The 18,635-nt window shown below is 51.4% G+C and carries 15 protein-coding genes; 3 read left to right on the forward strand and 12 right to left on the reverse strand.

Annotated features, from left to right (window positions below; genetic code table 11):
* Window positions 1-136: 136 nt before the first annotated feature.
* Window positions 137-1,225: a nitric oxide synthase oxygenase gene (locus ACFQI7_RS07320; protein ID WP_218098608.1), complete on the forward strand. Its 1,089-nt coding sequence runs from the start codon at window positions 137-139 to the stop codon at window positions 1,223-1,225.
* Between the two features lie 41 nt (window positions 1,226-1,266).
* On the opposite strand, the gene ACFQI7_RS07325 is transcribed toward ACFQI7_RS07320, so the two are convergent.
* Both ACFQI7_RS07325 and ACFQI7_RS07330 read right to left on the reverse strand, forming a co-directional pair.
* Entirely contained in the window at window positions 1,267-2,487 is a 1,221-nt protein-coding gene (locus ACFQI7_RS07325; protein WP_218098609.1) for a Bcr/CflA family multidrug efflux MFS transporter, read from the reverse strand.
* A gap of 193 nt (window positions 2,488-2,680) precedes the next feature.
* A complete protein-coding gene (locus ACFQI7_RS07330) occupies window positions 2,681-3,607 on the reverse strand; it encodes an aromatic acid exporter family protein (RefSeq protein ID WP_218098610.1) in 927 nt (308 codons plus the stop codon).
* A 408-nt stretch (window positions 3,608-4,015) separates the two neighbouring features.
* Here ACFQI7_RS07330 and ACFQI7_RS07335 point away from each other — a divergent pair, with 408 nt between their 5' ends.
* Both ACFQI7_RS07335 and ACFQI7_RS07340 read left to right on the forward strand, forming a co-directional pair.
* The gene (locus ACFQI7_RS07335; RefSeq protein WP_218098716.1) at window positions 4,016-5,467 is read left to right on the forward strand and encodes a SulP family inorganic anion transporter; all 1,452 of its coding nucleotides are present in this window, start codon (window positions 4,016-4,018) and stop codon (window positions 5,465-5,467) included.
* Window positions 5,468-5,634: 167 nt separating this feature from the next.
* On the forward strand, window positions 5,635-5,823 hold the full coding sequence (locus tag ACFQI7_RS07340; protein WP_218098611.1) for a hypothetical protein: 189 nt from the start codon (window positions 5,635-5,637) through the stop codon (window positions 5,821-5,823).
* Between the two features lie 273 nt (window positions 5,824-6,096).
* Here the strand turns inward: ACFQI7_RS07340 and ACFQI7_RS07345 are convergent, their stop codons facing one another.
* From ACFQI7_RS07345 to ACFQI7_RS07390, 10 genes are all read right to left on the reverse strand, one after another.
* The gene (locus tag ACFQI7_RS07345; RefSeq protein WP_218098612.1) at window positions 6,097-6,285 is read right to left on the reverse strand and encodes a hypothetical protein; all 189 of its coding nucleotides are present in this window, start codon (window positions 6,283-6,285) and stop codon (window positions 6,097-6,099) included.
* A gap of 177 nt (window positions 6,286-6,462) precedes the next feature.
* The gene (locus ACFQI7_RS07350) at window positions 6,463-9,528 is read right to left on the reverse strand and encodes an immunoglobulin-like domain-containing protein (protein WP_218098613.1); all 3,066 of its coding nucleotides are present in this window, start codon (window positions 9,526-9,528) and stop codon (window positions 6,463-6,465) included.
* Between the two features lie 346 nt (window positions 9,529-9,874).
* A complete protein-coding gene (locus ACFQI7_RS07355; RefSeq protein ID WP_218098614.1) occupies window positions 9,875-10,780 on the reverse strand; it encodes an NAD(P)/FAD-dependent oxidoreductase in 906 nt (301 codons plus the stop codon).
* A gap of 115 nt (window positions 10,781-10,895) precedes the next feature.
* Window positions 10,896-11,294 (reverse strand): RrF2 family transcriptional regulator, encoded by a 399-nt coding sequence (locus tag ACFQI7_RS07360; protein WP_218098615.1) that lies wholly within the window; start codon window positions 11,292-11,294, stop codon window positions 10,896-10,898.
* 155 nt (window positions 11,295-11,449) lie between these two features.
* Window positions 11,450-11,782: a cytochrome o ubiquinol oxidase subunit IV gene (cyoD, locus tag ACFQI7_RS07365; protein WP_218098616.1), complete on the reverse strand. Its 333-nt coding sequence runs from the start codon at window positions 11,780-11,782 to the stop codon at window positions 11,450-11,452.
* 1 nt (window position 11,783) lies between these two features.
* Window positions 11,784-12,407, reverse strand: a complete 624-nt coding sequence (gene cyoC, locus ACFQI7_RS07370) for a cytochrome o ubiquinol oxidase subunit III (RefSeq protein WP_218098617.1) — start codon at window positions 12,405-12,407, stop codon at window positions 11,784-11,786.
* Complete coding sequence (locus ACFQI7_RS07375; RefSeq protein WP_218098618.1) at window positions 12,407-14,377, reverse strand: cbb3-type cytochrome c oxidase subunit I; 1,971 nt, start codon at window positions 14,375-14,377, stop codon at window positions 12,407-12,409. Before ACFQI7_RS07375 ends, cyoC begins: the two co-directional genes overlap by 1 nt.
* Window positions 14,378-14,400: 23 nt before the next feature.
* A complete protein-coding gene (cyoA, locus tag ACFQI7_RS07380; protein ID WP_218098619.1) occupies window positions 14,401-15,363 on the reverse strand; it encodes a ubiquinol oxidase subunit II in 963 nt (320 codons plus the stop codon).
* Window positions 15,364-15,702: 339 nt separating this feature from the next.
* Complete coding sequence (locus ACFQI7_RS07385) at window positions 15,703-15,963, reverse strand: hypothetical protein (RefSeq protein ID WP_218098620.1); 261 nt, start codon at window positions 15,961-15,963, stop codon at window positions 15,703-15,705.
* A gap of 320 nt (window positions 15,964-16,283) precedes the next feature.
* Window positions 16,284-18,497, reverse strand: coding sequence for a heavy metal translocating P-type ATPase (locus ACFQI7_RS07390; RefSeq protein WP_218098621.1), 2,214 nt, complete (start codon window positions 18,495-18,497; stop codon window positions 16,284-16,286).
* Window positions 18,498-18,635: the final 138 nt, after the last annotated feature.

The raw sequence follows: 18,635 nt of genomic DNA on the forward strand, positions 1-18,635 counted from the left end.
TCAAAATCATTAGAACTTTTTTCGACAATTCCGGAATATGGCTCAAGGGCAAGTGAACTTTGGGTATGATGAAATGATAGAAGCCGGGCATGATCGATATGAATCGAGTGAAACCAACTCGCCGAAGAGGGGTATTATGGACTATAAAAACGAGCTTTTCCAGAAAGCGAAACCATTTATTGAAACTTGCTACCTGGAACTTGGCAAAGAAGACGCTATCAGTGAACGGTTAATCCAAATTACCACGGACATCGACCGGTACGGGTATTACGAACATACGGCGGAAGAACTGTCTCATGGCGCCAAATTGGCTTGGCGAAACAGCAACCGCTGCATCGGAAGATTGTTTTGGCAAACACTTGAAGTTGTGGATGCCCGCCATCTGGAGAAGGAAGATGAGATTTATGCAGCACTTTTGAACCATATTCAAACGGCCTGCAATGGCAGCAAAATCAAACCGATGATCACCGTGTTCAAACCCAAAAGAAACGGAGCGCAGCAGATCCGCATATGGAATCATCAACTTATTCGTTACGCAGGATACGACACATCTGGACTAATCATCGGAGATCCGGCCTCGCTCTCCTTCACTACATTTTGCGAGAAACTGGGGTGGATAGGCACAAGAACCCCGTTCGATCTGTTGCCGCTGGTCATCCAAACGAAACAGAATGCTCCCAGATGGTACAACCTGCACGAGGACGTCGTGCTGGAAGTGCCGATCGAGCATCCGGAATTTCCGTCTTTTGCCGGTTTGCAGCTAAAATGGTATGCCGTGCCGATCATTTCGGATATGATGCTTGAAATCGGAGGGATCGAATATACGGCGGCGCCTTTTAATGGCTGGTACATGGGGACGGAGATCGGGGCAAGAAATTTCGCGGATCCGTTTCGTTATAATATGCTGCCAAAGGTGGCATCGCTGCTGGGGCTCGATACGGAGAAGAATATTACGCTCTGGAAAGATAAGGCTTTGGTGGAGCTGAACATCGCCGTCCTTCATTCGTTTAAAACGGCCGGCGTGACGATCGTAGACCATCATACCGCAGCGGCGCAATTGAAAAGGTTCGAAGAGAACGAGCGGGCATGCGGACGCGAGGTCACCGGAGATTGGACGTGGCTGATTCCGCCCGTTTCTCCCGCGACGACTCATATTTTCCACAAATCGTACAATGATGAAAGGCTTTCGCCTAACTTTTCGTATCAGAACCGACCGTTCGAATAACGACACGCACCATGTAGCCGTCTCTCCTCCGTCCCCCGTTTCTACTTTCCTCTTGCCAACAACAAATAGCATAAGACCGCTCCCGTTTCCGCGACGGCGATAACGATGCCCATCGGCACGGCGGTTCCGCTGCCGCCAAGTCCGACGAGCGGGCTGACCACACCGCCGATAATGAACGACAGCAGGCCGAGCAGCGCGGAGGCGCTCCCTGCGGATTGACCGTACTTTTGCAGCGCCAACGACGTGCCGGACGTCGAGACGATCCCTACGCTCGATACGACCAGGAACAGTGAAGGCAAAATGAGCGGCAATCCGGCCCCCGCCAGAATGGCTATTAGGAGACAAACGCCCCCGATAAACGCGATCCCGAGACCGCTGGTCAGCAGTCTGATCTCACCGACCTTCCCTGCCAGTCGGCCCGTCATTTGGCCCGCGGCTATAATGCCGAGTCCGTTCATGGCGAAGATGACGCTGAACATTTGCGGCGATACGCCGAAAATGTCCTGCAAGACGAACGGCGAGCCGGCAATATAAGCAAACATGCCGGCAGTCACCAGCCCCTGCGCGAGCGCAAAGCCGATAAAGCTGCGGTCGCCCGCCAGCTTGCGGAACGTCGCCAGCGTGTTGCGAATGCCGCCCTTGGAACGGCGATCCGCGGGCAGCGTCTCCGGAAGACCGAACCGGACGGCGGCCAGCATAACCGCTCCGATACAGCAAAGGACGACGAATACGCCCCGCCACGACGTCCATTGCAGCAGCTGTCCGCCGAATATAGGGGCGAGGATCGGCGCCGCGCCGTTCACTAACATCAGGAGCGAGAAAAATCGGGTCAGTTCCGGGCCCGAATACAAATCCCTGACAATCGCGCGCGACAACACGATGCCTGCCGCTCCGGCCAGCCCTTGTATAAAACGTAGTGCAATAAACACCCATACGTTCGGGCTGTACGCGCATAGCAGCGAGGAGACGGTATATACGGTAAGTCCGATAAATAGCGGATAGCGTCGCCCCCGCACATCGCTCATCGGGCCGCTCAGCAGTTGACCGAGCGCGAGGCCGAGCAAACAAAAGGTAAGGCTCAGCTGCGCCTGCGACGTGCCGGTTTGCAGATCGCCCGCCAGTGCAGGCAAGGCCGGAAGGTACATATCCAGCGAAAGCGGGCCGAACGCCGACAGCAAACCCAACACGATGACCAATCGGGTGCGGCGGAAACGGGCGAATGGCCCGGAGGGTGGTTCTGTTACATCTGGCCGGTTGCTCATGGCAATCACTCCAAACCGTTCTGTTTATAAGATGAAATGAGGCATCCTACTTAAAAAAAGTAAGTATACTGCCGAATCTTTTTATTGTCAATTGGCGTGCACTGGACCCGTTGGAGCGGCGCTTGCGGCAAAAAAATAAGACTACCGTGTCGGCAGCCTTATCGCAATTCGGAATCTTATCGTAAAAATGCGTTCATATCGTATTCACGAAACGCTGCAGCTCATTGGCTACGGCGTACAGATTGGCTCTGTTCTCAAACTCGCTTCTCGATTCCGGCAGCGGCAGCTTCTTATGGTACTCCCTGATGATGCGAAGCACTTGGCTAAAATCGTCCATGCCGTCGTGATTATTCAAATTTCGGCTGAGCTGCTGGACGAAATCACCAATCCGGATGCCTTGCTCCATCTTAGCGTTAATCAGCGAGATCGCCGGGAGCATGCGCTCGAGAATTTCAAACTGCTTTCGTTTGAGTTCAAAATACTGCTCGTACGGATTATATCTGCGCAAAGGGTTGTTTTCCAAGTCCAGCAGCACGAGCCGCTTGGCCTTCTGCAGGGCGTCCGCCAGCAAAAGCAGTTCTTTCCCGTCCCAGAGCGTGCTCCCTTCCTTCAAATAGAGCGCCATTTCATTGAGAATGGCGGAAATGAGCCGATCGACCTCTTCCTTGCAGCGGTTTAATTCCTTATCGATGCTGGGCATATACCAATTGATTAAGAGCGCCACGCCAAGACCGATCACAATAACGAACACTTCGTTCACAAAAAAATCAAGATTCGCCGTCCGATGCATATAAACGTGCATCACGATGACGGAGCTGCTGGCGATCCCTTCCTGAATGCGCAAACGGACGCAAAGCGGAATAAACAGCAGCAAAAATACTAGAAACGCATAGGGCTGATAGCCGATCAACTGAAAGAGTATCGTGGAAGCGACAAGACCGGCCAAACAAGCGAAAAATCGGCTGACAACGGCATGAACGGACTGCTTTCGCGATTTTTGAATACATAGAAGCGTTAATATCCCCGCCGCGGAATAATACTCAAGCTGAAGCGTTTGCGCCAGCAGGATGGAAATACTGACGCCGACGGCGGTTTTGATCGTCCGGAAACCAATCTTCATCGCGCTCACCCGCTTATGTTTTTGGGTTTCATTGTACACCCGGCAAGGTGTTATGTAAATATAGTTAACATAAAATGACGATATATAGAAATAGTTCTTATTGAAATCGTCATATTTTCGTCTTTTCACATCGAAAAAACTATTATTCGTGCATAAAACGATATTCCATGTAAGGTTATATCACACATACCATCGCATCAAGACGTTTCCAGTCAATCTGAACCGACTCGAATCAGGGGTAGAGATATACGAAATAAATGTGTATAATGAAATGCGTTGATTATCGGAACCGACTTTTCTGAGAGTGGAAAGTCTTTTGTTTTAAAGCATTTGTCACTAATCGAGCGGACCGCGACTTTTCTGAGACTGAAAAGTCCAAATGACATATAAGGAGTGGAAGTTTATTTGTTGTACCAAAAATTGAAAATCGGTTGGTTCAGTAACGTCCGGAAAGATTTGCTTTCCGGGATGACGGTAGCCTTAGCGTTGATTCCAGAAGCGATCGCCTTCTCTATTTTGGCAGGAGTAGACCCGATGGTCGGATTGTACGCATCCTTTTGCATTGCGGTGACGATCTCTATAGTCGGTGGACGAATGGGCATGATTTCCGCCGCGACAGGAGCCATGGCATCGTTGATGGGACCGTTCATCGTCAAACATGGAATCGAGTATCTTTTCGCCGCAACGATCATGACGGGCATCATTCAGTATCTCATGGGCGTTCTGAAATTCGGGAAATTCATTACATTTATCCCTCATTCCGTAGTTACCGCTTTTGTAAATGCGCTTGCCATCATTATTTTCATGGCTCAGCTGCCAAACTTCCGCGGCGCAAACTGGCAAATGTATGCCATGGTTGCAGGTACGCTTGCGATCATTTACCTGCTTCCGCTTCTTACGAAAGCCGTGCCTTCCGCGCTTGTTGCGATTATTATCATGACGATCATTTCAATCACCTTGCATCTTGACCTTCGTACCGTTGGCGATATGGGTGAAATCACGCAAGCCTTGCCTTTTTTTCATATTCCTGATGTTTCGCTATCTTTCGAGGTCCTCTGGACCCTATTGCCGCTTTCGTTTGCGCTTGCTATCGTGGGCATTACCGAATCCCTGATGACCGCAACGATCGTTGATGAAATGACGGAAACCAAAAGCGATAAGAATAAAGAAGTCAAAGGGCAAGGGATCGCCAACGTCGTTTCGGGCTTTTTTGGCGGCATGGCCGGCTGCGCCATGATCGGACAAACGGTCATCAACGTAAAATCCGGGGGCAGAACGCGCCTATCGACCTTTGTATCGGGCGTGTTTCTCCTATTCTTAATCTTGGTAATGGGAAATGTGGTCAAACAAATTCCTATGCCGGCGCTCGTCGGCGTTATGATCATGGTCTCCATCGGCACATTTGACTGGGGCTCCCTACAAACAATCGCGAAAATTCCGCGCAGCGATGCGCTCGTCATGGTCATCACGGTCGCCATTGTCGTCGCAACATCGGACCTGGCCATTGGGGTTATCTCAGGCGTCATTTTAAGCGCTCTTATCTTTGGTTGGAGATCGGCGAAAATTAAAGCACATGAAACGATACAAATGAACGGAACGAAAGTATACCATATTTCCGGTCAGCTCTTTTTTGGCACAATGTCGCACTTTGTAGATCTGTTTGCTTACAGGAACGACCCGCAAGCCGTCATTATTGACTTTAGTGCCTCCCACGTTTGGGACCATTCGGCGGTAACCGCTATTGCAAAAGTGCTGCTCAAGTATCAGCAAATCGATAAAAAAGTAACGATAATCGGCTTGAACGAAGAAAGCAAAAAGCTTATTGAGCAGGTAGGTCTCGCTGCCCCATCAGGGCACTGAAAAAAGAAGCACATTGGCTGAATGCCAAATGTGCTTTTTTATTTATATTCGACGACTCATTGTGTCGAATTAACATCCAGGACGAGTTCTCGCTTTGTTTCTCTGCCTTAATTTGAATAAATGGAGTATAATGGAAGTCGGGTTTTAAAAGGAGGAATGAGAAGGCTATGTCGGAACAATTGAATAAGGAAATACTTGAAGAGTTGAAAAAAATAAATGATAAATTGGATACCATGGATCAGCACAGAGGGTTATCGACCCCTCTTAAATTTATCGCAGTGATATTAGGGGTTACTGTGATTGGCCCCCTCATCCTGCTGGTAATCGGGATGATCACCCGGTTTTTCAACTTTTGATCGCGAAAGTCTAGCCTGTTAGCGCAGCGCTAGTCGCACTTCGGAGATTCACATCAGACGGTCGGGAGCACATGGCACTCCCCGCCTTCTATTGGTGCTTCGCCAACCGTCGATTATTTGATCGGTATGCAGAGATCCATTTCAAAAGCTTGCTCATTGCCATTCAGTCTCTCATTATACTCAAACATACTTTCGTAAAAGTATTCGTACGTATAACCCGCACGCTGTCGCTCCCATCCTTCGTTCCAAACTCCATAAAGATCCTTTGCATCGTCAGATAAACTCTTGTGAATGACGGCATAGGGTGGTAATGGACGTCATCTCCTCGACCGCCTCTTCCGCTGTTGTAAGATTGCCTTTTATCACTTTTATTGCATTGGGAAGGACGAACGGTTTGTACGCCTCTGATCCTTTTAACTCGAGTTGGTGAATTCCGATTCGCTTCCTGGCATTCTCGGCCAAGGTCAACGCCTCCTTATATTGAAGTATACCTAGCATTATATATAATTTTCCAAACGAGGTTATGTCATTTTTTATCAACTTGTTAAGGATATCAACTAACTTTAATACTCGATGTTACGATAGTGCGGAAAACAACAAAAAAAACCGTCCGGTGTTTTATTTCCGGACGGCACTGTATTAAAGTCCCAACATCGTAACAGTAATGGGATCCACTTGATAAAAAGCGGACGAAATCTCATATTGAAGGCCGTAAATCGTAACGCTGGACTGAGTCGATGAAGAACTCTTCGCATCGTTTAATGAAAACTGATAGTAAACGGCACCGCTTACCGCATCATTATACACGCCGGAAGCCACCTTGACGGGGTCCGCGTTGCGGTAAACGGCGGCATTTTGATAATCGATGGTTCCCGATAATGAATTGCCGGTGGTTGAATCACTAAACGTAACGATCAAGGCATCCGCATCCCTGATACCCGAGGAAAGGACTAAAAATCTCCCATCGCTAAGCTTAGGGACATTCCCGGATAGTTTCCCGGTTTGGGAGTTATATAGACGGACACTGTAAACCGTTAACTTAGGAACCGTTCTTGCCGATAGGGCAGCCGCAACGGAATAGCCTGCTTCATTAAACGCCCTTACCTCGAATTGATACAATGTTCCGGGAAGCAATCCGATAATGTCGATATTCGTTGCCGACGTATTTACTAGAAACGCGCCGTCTTTGTAGACCGCATAACTTACCGTTCCCATTGCATTCGCGGGTGCGACCCATTTCAGGTTCATAGTAGTAGAGCGTGCAGAATAAACAAGATTCGTTACCGATCCCGGAGCCGCGATCGAAGCCTCTTTCGTAGAAACTACAAGCGCGGCAGAGAACGGCCCCGCGTTGCCGGCTTTATCGAATGCCCGTACCTTGAACGAATATGGTGTATTTGGCGATAAGCCCAACACAATGCCGTTTTCCGAGCTGACGTCACGATATTTCATGTCATTTACGTATACGCTATAGCCTACGGTAGCCACGTTGTCCTTCGCTGCATTCCACGCCAGGGTTACTTGATTCTCAAGCGTCTCTTGCACTCTCAATCCCGTCACTTGTTCTGGAGCATCCGTATCGGGCTTTTCTCCGGACGGCTTCCTTTCAGCCTTTACCGTCACGACAAATGTTTTGGTGACCGTGTACTGAAAGTGACGAGACAAGGTCGCAGTGAGTGAAACCATTTCGTCAGGGCTGCCCGCTGCCGGACGAGTGACGGTTCCGTCATTTTGGATAAAAGCCGGTTTATCGGAAGTCCAAGAGATGGCTGTCGAAGCGGATCCTTCCTTTTTCAAACCGATGTTTTTGGTAATAGACGAATCGTTGTCTCCACTAGCAAATTCGATTTCGAGTAAAGATAAGTCCTTATACAAAATAATTTCGTTACGTGCTCGATCAAGAACGGAAAGGTTGGAAATATCGGTATCTTTGATATCATACAATGTTCTAGCCGATTCCACCTTGGCTGTCACTTCGTTAATGCGGTTCTCCAAAGCTTCGGAATAAGCTTTAATCTCGCCGATGTCGTCGATTGCTTCAACAATCGTTTTTATCGCTGCAGCCTTCACATCCGCTTTGACCGAATCATCTATCGAAACCGTGCCGCTGCCCGTGCTGGCCGGTAGTTTGGTGATCGCTTCCGCGTCGCCTTTCAAGACGACGGGGCTGTCGAGTCGCAAGCTTTTAATGCTGGCTCCCACGCCGATATTCAATGTGGTCCCTGTCGCGGTGCTGTCCACGTTTACGCTATTCACGGCCCCTTGTCCGCTGATCCCAACGGTGGTGTTCGGACCCGAAACCTGTACAGACGACAAGGAGGTGCCGGTTCCTGCGAAAATGGTAGTATTCGCTCTCACCAATAACGTTTGAATCTTTGTGTTCATCGGATTTCCCGCTGACGGCGGCGCCAATTCAATTTTGGAGTCAGGAGCATCAACGGAAACCTCGCTGTTTATGTTGCCCTTAAGCGTAAGCGTCTTGCTTGCCGCACCGGAAGAGAGCGTAATTGTGCCCAACTTGCCGGTTTGCGAAGACGATTCCAGTACAGCTTGGGATTGAACCTGTGTGCTTTCTACTTCTGCACCGTCTTTCACTTCAATCCGGACGTCTCTCCCGGCATTGTTCACCGCGTTGACTCTTAATTGTTTGATCACGGTTTGCTGCAGCTTGATCGAATGGATGTCGCCGGACAATACTTCCAGATCGGATTCCGGTCCCATAACGATATTTTGAAGGGTAACGGTCCCGTCAGGGCCCGGGTCAACCGTCAATGTTCCTGTAATTGTCGTACGGCTGGCGCTATCTTCAGGACCGTACAATCCGGTTTCATTGATCGATATGCTGTCCAGCACCGTGCCGCTTCTCAGTAGTTCAGCTACTGAAACGGTTGGAGTAGAGGTCCCATTCTCGTCGTTTCCGCCGCTTCCTGAATTGTCTTCGCCGCCTCCGCCCACGACCGCCGTGGCGCTTCCGGGTACTGCCGGCTCATCGTTCTTCGGCGGCTTGTTTTCCGTTTTTGCAGCGAGCGCTTGCGCCTTCTCTGTGTACTTCGATTTATTCGCCTTGAATTCATAAGCCAGACGAGCAAGCGCCTGCCGTTCCGCTCCGGCTTTGGGGCTGAACTTCAGTCTGCCGCCGGCCTCTTGGATGCCGTTCACGAAACCGATATTGAACGCCATCGATACATGCGGCTTGGCCCAAACGGATACTTCCGATAAATCGGCCAGTTCCGCGTCGACAGGAAGCGTCTTGGCTACGTTCTCCAGTCCAAGGGCGCGAATGAAGAATACGACGAGTTCTTCTCGCGTGATGCTCGCATCGGGAGAAAAGGTCGTTTCCGAAGAACCTTGCGTAATGCCTGAACCGACCAGAGCGCCCACATAATCGCTGTACCAGCTTGACGGATCGACGTCTTGGAATCCACTCGCCTTGGCTGCATCTTCCTTCAACCCCATCGTTAGAACGATCATTTTGGCCAATTCAGCACGAGTCATCGCTTTGTGCGGTCCGAATGTATGATCCTCATATCCGGAAATGATGCCCGCATCGACCAGACTCTGAATCTCGGAACCCGCGTAGGAGTCCGCAATATCTTTGAGCTCAACCGAGGCTCCATGCGTGAGCACCGGCATCATGGCGCTCAAGAGCACCGATGAAGCGAGGATTGCGCTGATTTTGCGGCGACTTTTTTGGAACAGCTTCAAACCACATCTCTCCCGTATCTATGTATATTTAATGTGTCCAATGTCCCGTGAATCCCACAGTCTCTAGGTAATATGACCTAAGGACCACTAGGACGACGAATAAGATTATACCTGATTCGAGATGCCATCCATGCAAATTATTGAAATCTGTATTTCCGTTTGATAAATTTTTTTTAACATTCCACCATCGGAGCCGTGCCATCGACGGCAAAGAACGAACGATTGTGTGATTGGGCGCGCGCGGCTTCAACGTTTCTACGTATAAAAAAGAAAAAGCCTGATGAGCTCAAGCTTTTACTATTCATTCGTATGAAAACAACTCGTGAAGCCGGATGAGATCGCCGGCTCATTTTTCAAAATCTTCCTCCGTTAAATCCATATTTACGCTCATCGCCGTCCGGCTGCCGTCCGCCGCGGCATAAACCAATTGGGAAGGCATAAAGTACGAGGCATCCCCTGCGGCATATAACCCGGGTATCGAGGTTCTTCCTATTTCATCCGTCGTGATCCCTCCCGATTCCGTCCTTTCACAACCCAGCTGCTCTGCGAACGGTGTGCTTGGCACAAATCGGGGAGACACGAAGCCGCCGCTTCTCGGCACCTCAGACCCATCCGCAAAGCGAACATGCTCAAGCTGCCCTTGCTGACCGATGAAAGCCGCAACAGGCTGCTCCGTCACGACGATTCCCTTGGATTGAAGCTTTTTTGTTTGTTCCTGCGACAGGGACGTCCGACCGTTCGTGCATACGATCAAATCTTTGCTCCAATTGAAGAGCAGTTTGGCCGTATGATAAACGGTTGGGTGTTCGGATACAAGGATAAGCGGCTGATCCCTCAGCTCCCATCCGTCGCAATAGGGGCAATTAAACAAACTTTTCCCGTACAGCGGATAAAAACCTTCGATATGGGGAAAGATCTCCTTTACGCCGGTCGCCAAGATCAGCTTCCGCGCTTGAACGCATTGACCTGACGTATCAAACAGCTCAAATCCGGATTCGAGTTTGCTGACGGATACGACCTCGGTTTGCAGATGATGTACAGACGGATAACGCAGCACCTCCTCATAAGCCACGCGACGGAACTCGGCCGGCGTGACGCCGTCTCTCGTAATAAAGCCGTGAGACGCATGCGTTACGGCATTTCTGGGCCGATTGTTGTCGATCAGAGCGACGCTTCTCCTTGCCCTCCCAAGCACAAGGGCGGCATTCAACCCGGCGGGTCCGCCGCCAATAATGGCGCAATCGTAAATCATGTCGATCAGCTCCTATGCATTAGATATTAAAGACTCATGATATCTATAATTAATATAAAAAAACACGCTGCTCCTACGTAGCAAGCCAAATGTCAATTTCTGACTGAGGCTCGCCTTACACTTGCGTTTGCTTTTGAGCCAGGTCCGCCAATTTCGTTTGTTGAAGATGCCGCTCCATTTTCTCTTCCGCTTCCTTCATGACCGCTTGAATCGAACATTCGGTGCCGTGGACAAAATCGCATTCAAATAAAGAGGCTGTGCCTTCTATGGCGTGGATAATATCCAAAAACGTAATGTCGTCTTTTGTACGGGATAGCCGGTAGCCTCCGTTTACCCCGGAAACCGATTCGATCATTCCCGCTTTCACGAGCCTCGTTAAAATTTTGGAAAGATACGTCGGGGAAACGCCCTGGGATTCCGCCAACTGCTGGACGCCTACAGGCTTAACCGTGGAAGCGTCGACAAGCATGAGCATCGTATGCAGAGCATAATTGGTCGCTTTTGAAAATCTCATGGCTGCACCTCAATTACAGAGTTAATATATCTATAATATCCTCTAAATGTTCAAATTGTCAAGGCGTTCCCGTCAGCGGTATGGCATAGGAAGTGTCCATAACACAAACAAGACTCCCGCCCATTTTAGAAGGCAAGAGTCTCATTTATTTTCGGCTAGTGCGCCACTTGGTTGTACGTCATAATCCAGATCGATCCGGCTACGATCGTCAGCAGTATAATGATGCCGAGGAGCAGCGCCATCATATTCCACTTGGAGTCTTTACCTTCCTTCAAATGCATGAAGAAGACAAGCTGTACGGCAAACTGCAGGATGGCCATCACAAGGATGAGCACCAGCGTCCCGGTCTTGCTCATCAGGCCGTTCAAAACGACGACGAGCGGGATGATCGTAAGCACGATCGACAGGATGAAGCCGATCACGTAAGATTTCAGGGAACCATGTCCCCCTTGATGGTCATGCGACACGGAATGTGCGTTATGTTCCATCTTACATCACCCCCATCAAATAAACGACCGTAAAGACGAAGATCCATACTACGTCCAGGAAGTGCCAGTATAAGCTGATCACTTCCACTTTCCGTTTCGTTACGGCGGTAATTCCTCTTTTGCGAAGCTGGAGCATCAGTCCAACCATCCAGATCAACCCGAGCGAAACGTGCAAACCGTGCGTCCCGACCAATGCGTAGAAGGAAGACAGGAATGCGCTCGTGCTGATGGTCGCACCTTCATGCAGCACCATCGTGACGAACTCCGTCACTTCCAGCGCGATAAAGGAAGCGCCGAGCAGCGCTGTGACGGCGAGCCAGCCGATGAGTCCTTTTTTGTTGCCGCGATGCATCGCAAGCACGGCCAATCCGCTCGTAAAGCTGCTGGTAAGCAGGATGAACGTCTCTGCGATAATCCCCGGCATTTTGAATAATTCATGCGGGGTCGGCCCGCCGTTCGTATTGCCGTGAAGCACGACATAGGTCGCGAACAGCGTGCCGAACAAGATGCAGTCCGTGATCAGAAACAGCCAGAACCCGAACGTTTTGATCGATTCATGATCGTGGTGATCATGGTGGTCATGCTCATGTTCATGACCGGAATGTACCGCTGCGGTATGTGCCATTAGACGTTCACCCCCCTCAACTTGGACTCCGTCCGCTTGACTTCATCGACAGGAATATAATAGTCGGTATCGTAAGAGAACGAACGCGCCAGCATGCATATGCCGACCCCTGCGAGCGCCGGAATCGCCATCCATAGCCAACCCCACACGAATCCGAAGCCGACGAAAAACCAAAGCGCCGATTTGATGAACGGAATCGCGGAGTTTTTCGGCATATGAATCGGCTCTAGCGGCTGGGGAGCAGGCTTAATTCCTTTGGCGAGCTTCTCTTTCGTCTCCCACCAGTCGTCGGTAGCTTCCACCTGCGGAAGAACGGCAAAGTTGTACAGCGGCGCCGGAGACGGAATCGACCATTCCAGCGTACGGCCGCCCCATGCATCGCCGGTGACGTCGCGCTCATGATGCTTGATGCTGTAGGCGATTTGCCATACTTGGAATATAAACGCGATCCCCATCAGGAAGCCGCCGATCGTCGAAATCATGTTGAGCGGTCCCCAGCCCATATCGAAATCGTAGGTGTACATCCGGCGGGTCATCCCCATCAGTCCAAGGAAATATTGCGGCATAAAGCATACATAGAACCCGATATTCCAGAACCAGAACGCCCATTTGCCCAGATGCTCGTTCAGCTTGAAGCCGAACATCTTCGGCCACCAGTAGTATAATCCGGCAAAGTAACCGAACACGACGCCCCCGATCAGCACTTGGTGAAAGTGAGCGATCAGGAAGTAGCTGTTATGGAACTGAAAGTCGGCCGGAGCCACGGACAGCAGCACCCCGGTCATCCCGCCCACGACAAAGCACGGGATAAAGGCGATGGTCCACATCATCGGCGTCGCGAACTTAATTCGGCCGCGGAACATCGTAAACAGCCAGTTGAACACTTTCACCCCGGTCGGTATCGCGATGGCCATCGTCGTTAAGGCGAAGAAGGCGTTGACGTCCGCACCGGAACCCATCGTGAAGAAATGGTGAGCCCAAGTGAAGAACGACAGTACGCTAATGATCAACATGGCAAAGACCATGGAACTGTACCCGAACAATTTCTTTTTGGAGAACGTAGCGACAATCTCCGAGAAAATCCCGAACGCAGGCAGTACGACAATGTATACCTCGGGGTGTCCCCACATCCAGATCAAGTTGATATACATCATCGGGTTGCCCCCGCCGTCGAGCGTGAAGAAATGCGCACCGAAGAAGCGGTCAAGGAACAACAGCGCCAGCGTCACCGTCAAGATCGGGAACGCGAATATAATAATGATGCAGCTGGAAAATACGGACCAGGTGAACATCGGCATTTTCATCAGCTTCATGCCCGGCGCACGCATTTTCAAAATCGTGACGATAAAGTTAATGCCTGTCGCAAGGCTCCCGATCCCGGAAATTTGAATCCCCCAGATATAAAAGTTTTGCCCGACGCCCGGACTATACTCCAGTCCCGACAGCGGCGGATAAGCGAGCCATCCCGCATCCGGCGAACCGCCGATAATAAACGATACGTTGAACAGCATCGCGCCCCAAAAAAACATCCAGAAGCTGAGCGAGTTCAGGAACGGATACGCTACGTCGCGCGCGCCGATTTGCAGCGGCACGACGATGTTGAACAAACCGAACATGAGCGGCATTGCCATGAACAAAATCATAATGACGCCATGCGTCGTGAAAATCTGATTGTAGTGTTCGGCATGTAAAAACTCGGTATTCGGCATCGCCAGCTGCAGCCGCATAAGCAGCGCATCGACGCCGCCGCGGAACAGCATCAAGATGGAACAAATGATATACATGATGCCGATCTTCTTGTGATCGACGCTGGTGAGCCATTCGCGCCAAAGCCATCCCCACTTTCGAAAGTAGGATAGCACGAACACGATCGCTACCATCGCGATGGCAATGCTGACCTGCGCACCAAGAATCATCGGGTCGCCGGTAACGAAAAACTCAGAAGCGAACTGCTTTATTGTATCCAGCATAAGCGGACTTCCTTTCCATAATTTTAATGGCCGGCATGCTCATGACCCGCCTGCTGAGGTTTCGTCTGCGGAGGCTGCACGGCCTTCGGCTCTACGGCGCTTTGCGGCGCCCCGTGAGATCCGTGACCTTGTCCGTCAACCGCATATTTGAAAGCTACTTTGTGGAACAAGCCATCCTCGAACGAGGAGAAGGAAAGTTTATCCGACTTGCCCGGCTTCGCCAATTGCTCGTAATTTTCCATCGTCAAGGACGAAGGCGACTTTTTCACTTCTTGTACCCACGCGTCGAATTCCTTTTGGGACGTCGCTTTCACGTCAAACCGCATATCGGCAAAATGCTCGCCGCTGAAATTAGCCCCGGAGCCGTAATACGTGCCCGGATGATCGGCCTGCAAGAACAGCGTCATCACCATGCCGGACATCGTGTACATTTGCCCGCCCAACTGCGGAATCCAGAACGAGTTCATCGGCGCGTCCGACGACAGCTCGAACTTGATCGGCACCCCTTCCGGAATTTGCAAGTAATTGACGGTGGCAATGCCCTGATCCGGATAGGTGAACAACCATTTCCAGTCCAGCGACGTCGCTTGGATCGTAACCGGTTTATGCGCCGATTCGATCGGTTTGGACGGCTCGAGCGCGTAAGTATAACGGACCGTCACAACGCCCAGTATAATAATGACAAGAATCGGAATCCCCCACCATACGGTCTCCATCGTCGTGCTGTGCGACCAATTCGGTCGATAAGCCGCTTTGTTGCCCGGCTTGTCGCGGTAGCGCCACACGATGAAGAAAGTCAGGATGAGGACCGGAACGAGAATGATTCCGCACAGGATGGACGAGATCAGAATCAAATCTTTTTGGCTGGAGCCGATCGGCCCTTTCGGGTCAAGAACAATAATTTGTTCACAACCCGCCAGCAGGAATAACATGAACATCATAAGCAGCGGAACTGCGATCCGAAATGCGTTCTTCGGTTTTTGCATGGCGATCCTCCCCAATTGTGCGATGCGAAACATATATTCCACCTCGCCTCTGCAAACTCAAGTTGTTGATTAACCTTAACATAGCAGATTTGTTCGAAGGTTTCGCCGGTGTTAACAAATACGTCAAACGATCGCCTTTTTCTTGCAATATTTTCGACACGAGTTAGACGAAATTAGCGTCAAAACAAAGAAAACCCCTTATTAGCGTAAGCCAACAAGGGGTTGTGCAGAACATATTCATAGAAAATGGCGGTGCCGAAGTCCTCTAATATACCGACACTTTATAAAGGCAATGTTCCTTGAATGATCCGAAAATGGAACAGCAGACGACTGTACGCGTTACTTGTCTTCCGATTCCGAACGCGAGTGGACGAGGTGAATCGCCGTGCGGATGACATAAATATGAACGCTGCCGACCATAAAACCGATTCCTACCATCAGCGAAGCATTGCGATCGCTAAAGTGGTTCATATTAAAAAGACTGAGCAGCAAGCCGATGCCGAGAAAAATCCACGCCGCCGCCGTCATGATCGCAATCAGCCGATTTACATCCTGCTTCGCATGAGCCATGCTGTTGTCCGATACCGTTTTGGTTGTCATGATAAAATCACTCCAGACTTGAATGAAAATGCTTTCCTTATCTAGAGTATACCACAAACAATCGGATTTTGTTCAAAAATCATTCACATTTTCTACAAATAAATTACACAATTGCAAAAAGGGGGCCGCATTGAGCGACAGCATCTGCGTCTGGGCCGAAACCTCCTGTACCCATTTCAAAATATGGGATATGTTCGACATCGCTTCGTGAACCGAGTCCATTTTTTGCTGCACTGAGATGAAATCGATGTTTCACAAATTCGATGTAACGAACCGCACGCTTCTGCTGCACAAGCTGATGGAAACGAAGCCAGTATGACTTACGCCCGCCTTAGCCTCAAGGCGTTGACGATGACGGTGACGGAGCTGAACGCCATCGCCGTGCAGGCCATCCAGGGCTCCAGCCGCCCCATGACGGCAAACGGAATCGCGATCGCGTTATACAACAGCGAGAGGGCCAGATTTTGGCGGATGTTATTGATCGTCAGCCGACTGATTCGCATCGCCTGCGCGATACCGCGCAGGTCATTTTTCATCAAATACAGATCAGCCGATGCTTTCGTCAAATCGGTTCCCGATCCCATCGCTACACCGATATTGGCGGCGGCCATCGCGGGAGCGTCGTTCATCCCGTCCCCGGCCATCATTACGATTTTTCCTTTCTCCTGCAGCCGTTTCACGAGCTGAAGCTTATCCTCGGGCAGCATCTCCGCGTATACTTCCTGAATGCCCGTCTGTACGGCGACGGCTCTTGCCGTTTCTTTGCGGTCACCCGTTACCATCAGGATTCGCAGCCCCAGCTTACGCAGCTGCTTGACGGCCGATCTTGAGGTGAGCTTCAGCGGATCGGCAAGCGATATCGCGCCCGCCCACTTCCCGTTGACGGCGACGCACAAGACGGATCGTTCTTGCCCAAGCAGCGGCGGCGATCCTCCAGGAACGCCAATGCGAAGTCCCTGCTCCCCGAACCATTTCATCGAACCGACCATCACTTGCCGCCCTCCCACCTCCGCCCGGATCCCGCTGCCGGGAACCGCTTGAAACGCGGAGCATGCCGGAACGGTTAGTCCTCTTCGCCGGGCTTCCGCAACAACGGCGACGCCATACGGATGCTCGGAAAATTGCTCGGCGGCGGCGGCGATTTGCAGCAGCGCATGCTCCGAACCGCTCGCCGGGTGAATGGCCGTAATGGCAGGCCTGCCTTCCGTCAAGGTGCCGGTCTTATCGATCAGCAGCGTATCGGCGTGATTCAACTGCTCCAGATGGGCGCCGTTCTTGAACAATACGCCGGACAATGCGGCTCTTCCCGTTCCGACCCAGATAGAGATCGGCGTTGCGAGTCCAAGTGCGCACGGACAGGCGATGACGAGCACGGCTATTGCCGTCACGAGCGCTTCGCCGAGTGCCCCCGGTTTCAGCGCGTAATAGCTGAGTAGAAATGCGGCGGCGGCGATGCAGACGACGACCGGAACGAAAATGCCGGACAGCCGGTCGGCAAGACGCTGAATCGGCGGCTTCGTCTCTTGCGCCTCTTCGAGCAGCCGCAGCATGCCGGCAATCGTCGTCTCGCCTCCCGTCCGGGTCGCTTTTACGATCAGCACCCCATCCGTATTGACGGTGCCGCTGACGACCGAATCGCCGACACTTTTGCTCGCCGGCAAACTCTCGCCGGTAACGGCCGATTCATCGACAGCCGCCTGCCCTTCGGTAACGACGCCGTCTACCGGGATCACCTCGCCGGGACGGATGCGCAGCACATCGCTGGCCGAGACGCGATCGATCGGCACTTCGATTTCGTGAGCGCCCTGCACGACCCGCGCCGTCTTCACTTGAAGCCGCTCCAGCTGTCTCAGGCTGCTGTCGGTATGCTTCCTCGCGCTCGCTTCCAGCCATTTGCCGAACAGTACGATGGTGATGATCATCGCGCTGCTGTCAAAGTACAGCGGGATTCCGTGATGGACCGACTCGATCTTGCTCGGGTGAAAGATCAGGTAGTGGCTGTACAAGTAAGCCGCTGTCGTTCCCATCACGACGAGTACGTCCATGTTCGCGGTTTTGCTTCGCAGCGCCTGATACGCGCGGTAATAGAACGGGTACCCGATCACAAACTGCACCGGCGTTGCCAGCGCGAGCTGAAACCACGGGTTGACCAGCAGCTCAGGAACCCAAATGAACGATGTCGCCGCATGATGGCCGGCCATCGCCCACAAGAACGGTAAAGTCAGCAGCGCCGACCATAGCAATCTTGCTTTCAACTTGCCCGCTTCCTGCGCTCTGGCCTCTTCGCGCGATGGTGTGTTCGCCTCCTTCTTGAGTACGCCGTACCCAAGACCGCGAATTTTATCTTCGATTTGCGCGGGGCCGACCCTACTTTCGTCGTATACGATCCGAGCGCGCTGCAGTGCAAGGTTGACGCCGACCTCCTCCACACCGTCCATCCGCCCGACGACTTTCTCAATACGGGCGGAGCACGCAGCGCACGTCATCCCGGTAATATCCAGAATTAACGGATCGATATCCATTCTCATCGCCATGTGATTACACCTCATTCAGCTTCAGCGTTCGGTGACGCCTGTCCTCTTAACTCAATATATGGGGACAGTGGATTTTTCATGAACGGATGCGACGAACGAGCTCGCATGGTGACGTGATTGGTGAAACGGGAGCATTTG

Origin of the sequence: Paenibacillus allorhizosphaerae (assembly GCF_042659105.1) — a bacterium.
GTDB lineage: Bacteria > Bacillota > Bacilli > Paenibacillales > NBRC-103111 > Paenibacillus_G > Paenibacillus_G allorhizosphaerae.

What these genes read in the sequence shown, in the direction of transcription:
- cyoA (WP_218098619.1), bottom strand. Translation starts at nt 15,363, where the DNA reads ATGCAAAAACCGAAGAACGCATTTCGGATCGCAGTTCCGCTGCTTATG.
- ACFQI7_RS07385 (WP_218098620.1), bottom strand. Translation starts at nt 15,963, where the DNA reads ATGACAACCAAAACGGTATCGGACAACAGCATGGCTCATGCGAAGCAG.
- ACFQI7_RS07360 (WP_218098615.1), bottom strand. Translation starts at nt 11,294, where the DNA reads ATGAGATTTTCAAAAGCGACCAATTATGCTCTGCATACGATGCTCATG.
- cyoC (WP_218098617.1), bottom strand. Translation starts at nt 12,407, where the DNA reads ATGGCACATACCGCAGCGGTACATTCCGGTCATGAACATGAGCATGAC.
- ACFQI7_RS07355 (WP_218098614.1), bottom strand. Translation starts at nt 10,780, where the DNA reads ATGATTTACGATTGCGCCATTATTGGCGGCGGACCCGCCGGGTTGAAT.
- cyoD (WP_218098616.1), bottom strand. Translation starts at nt 11,782, where the DNA reads ATGGAACATAACGCACATTCCGTGTCGCATGACCATCAAGGGGGACAT.
- ACFQI7_RS07320 (WP_218098608.1), top strand. Translation starts at nt 137, where the DNA reads ATGGACTATAAAAACGAGCTTTTCCAGAAAGCGAAACCATTTATTGAA.
- ACFQI7_RS07375 (WP_218098618.1), bottom strand. Translation starts at nt 14,377, where the DNA reads ATGCTGGATACAATAAAGCAGTTCGCTTCTGAGTTTTTCGTTACCGGC.
- ACFQI7_RS07390 (WP_218098621.1), bottom strand. Translation starts at nt 18,497, where the DNA reads ATGGCGATGAGAATGGATATCGATCCGTTAATTCTGGATATTACCGGG.
- ACFQI7_RS07325 (WP_218098609.1), bottom strand. Translation starts at nt 2,487, where the DNA reads ATGAGCAACCGGCCAGATGTAACAGAACCACCCTCCGGGCCATTCGCC.
- ACFQI7_RS07340 (WP_218098611.1), top strand. Translation starts at nt 5,635, where the DNA reads ATGTCGGAACAATTGAATAAGGAAATACTTGAAGAGTTGAAAAAAATA.
- ACFQI7_RS07330 (WP_218098610.1), bottom strand. Translation starts at nt 3,607, where the DNA reads ATGAAGATTGGTTTCCGGACGATCAAAACCGCCGTCGGCGTCAGTATT.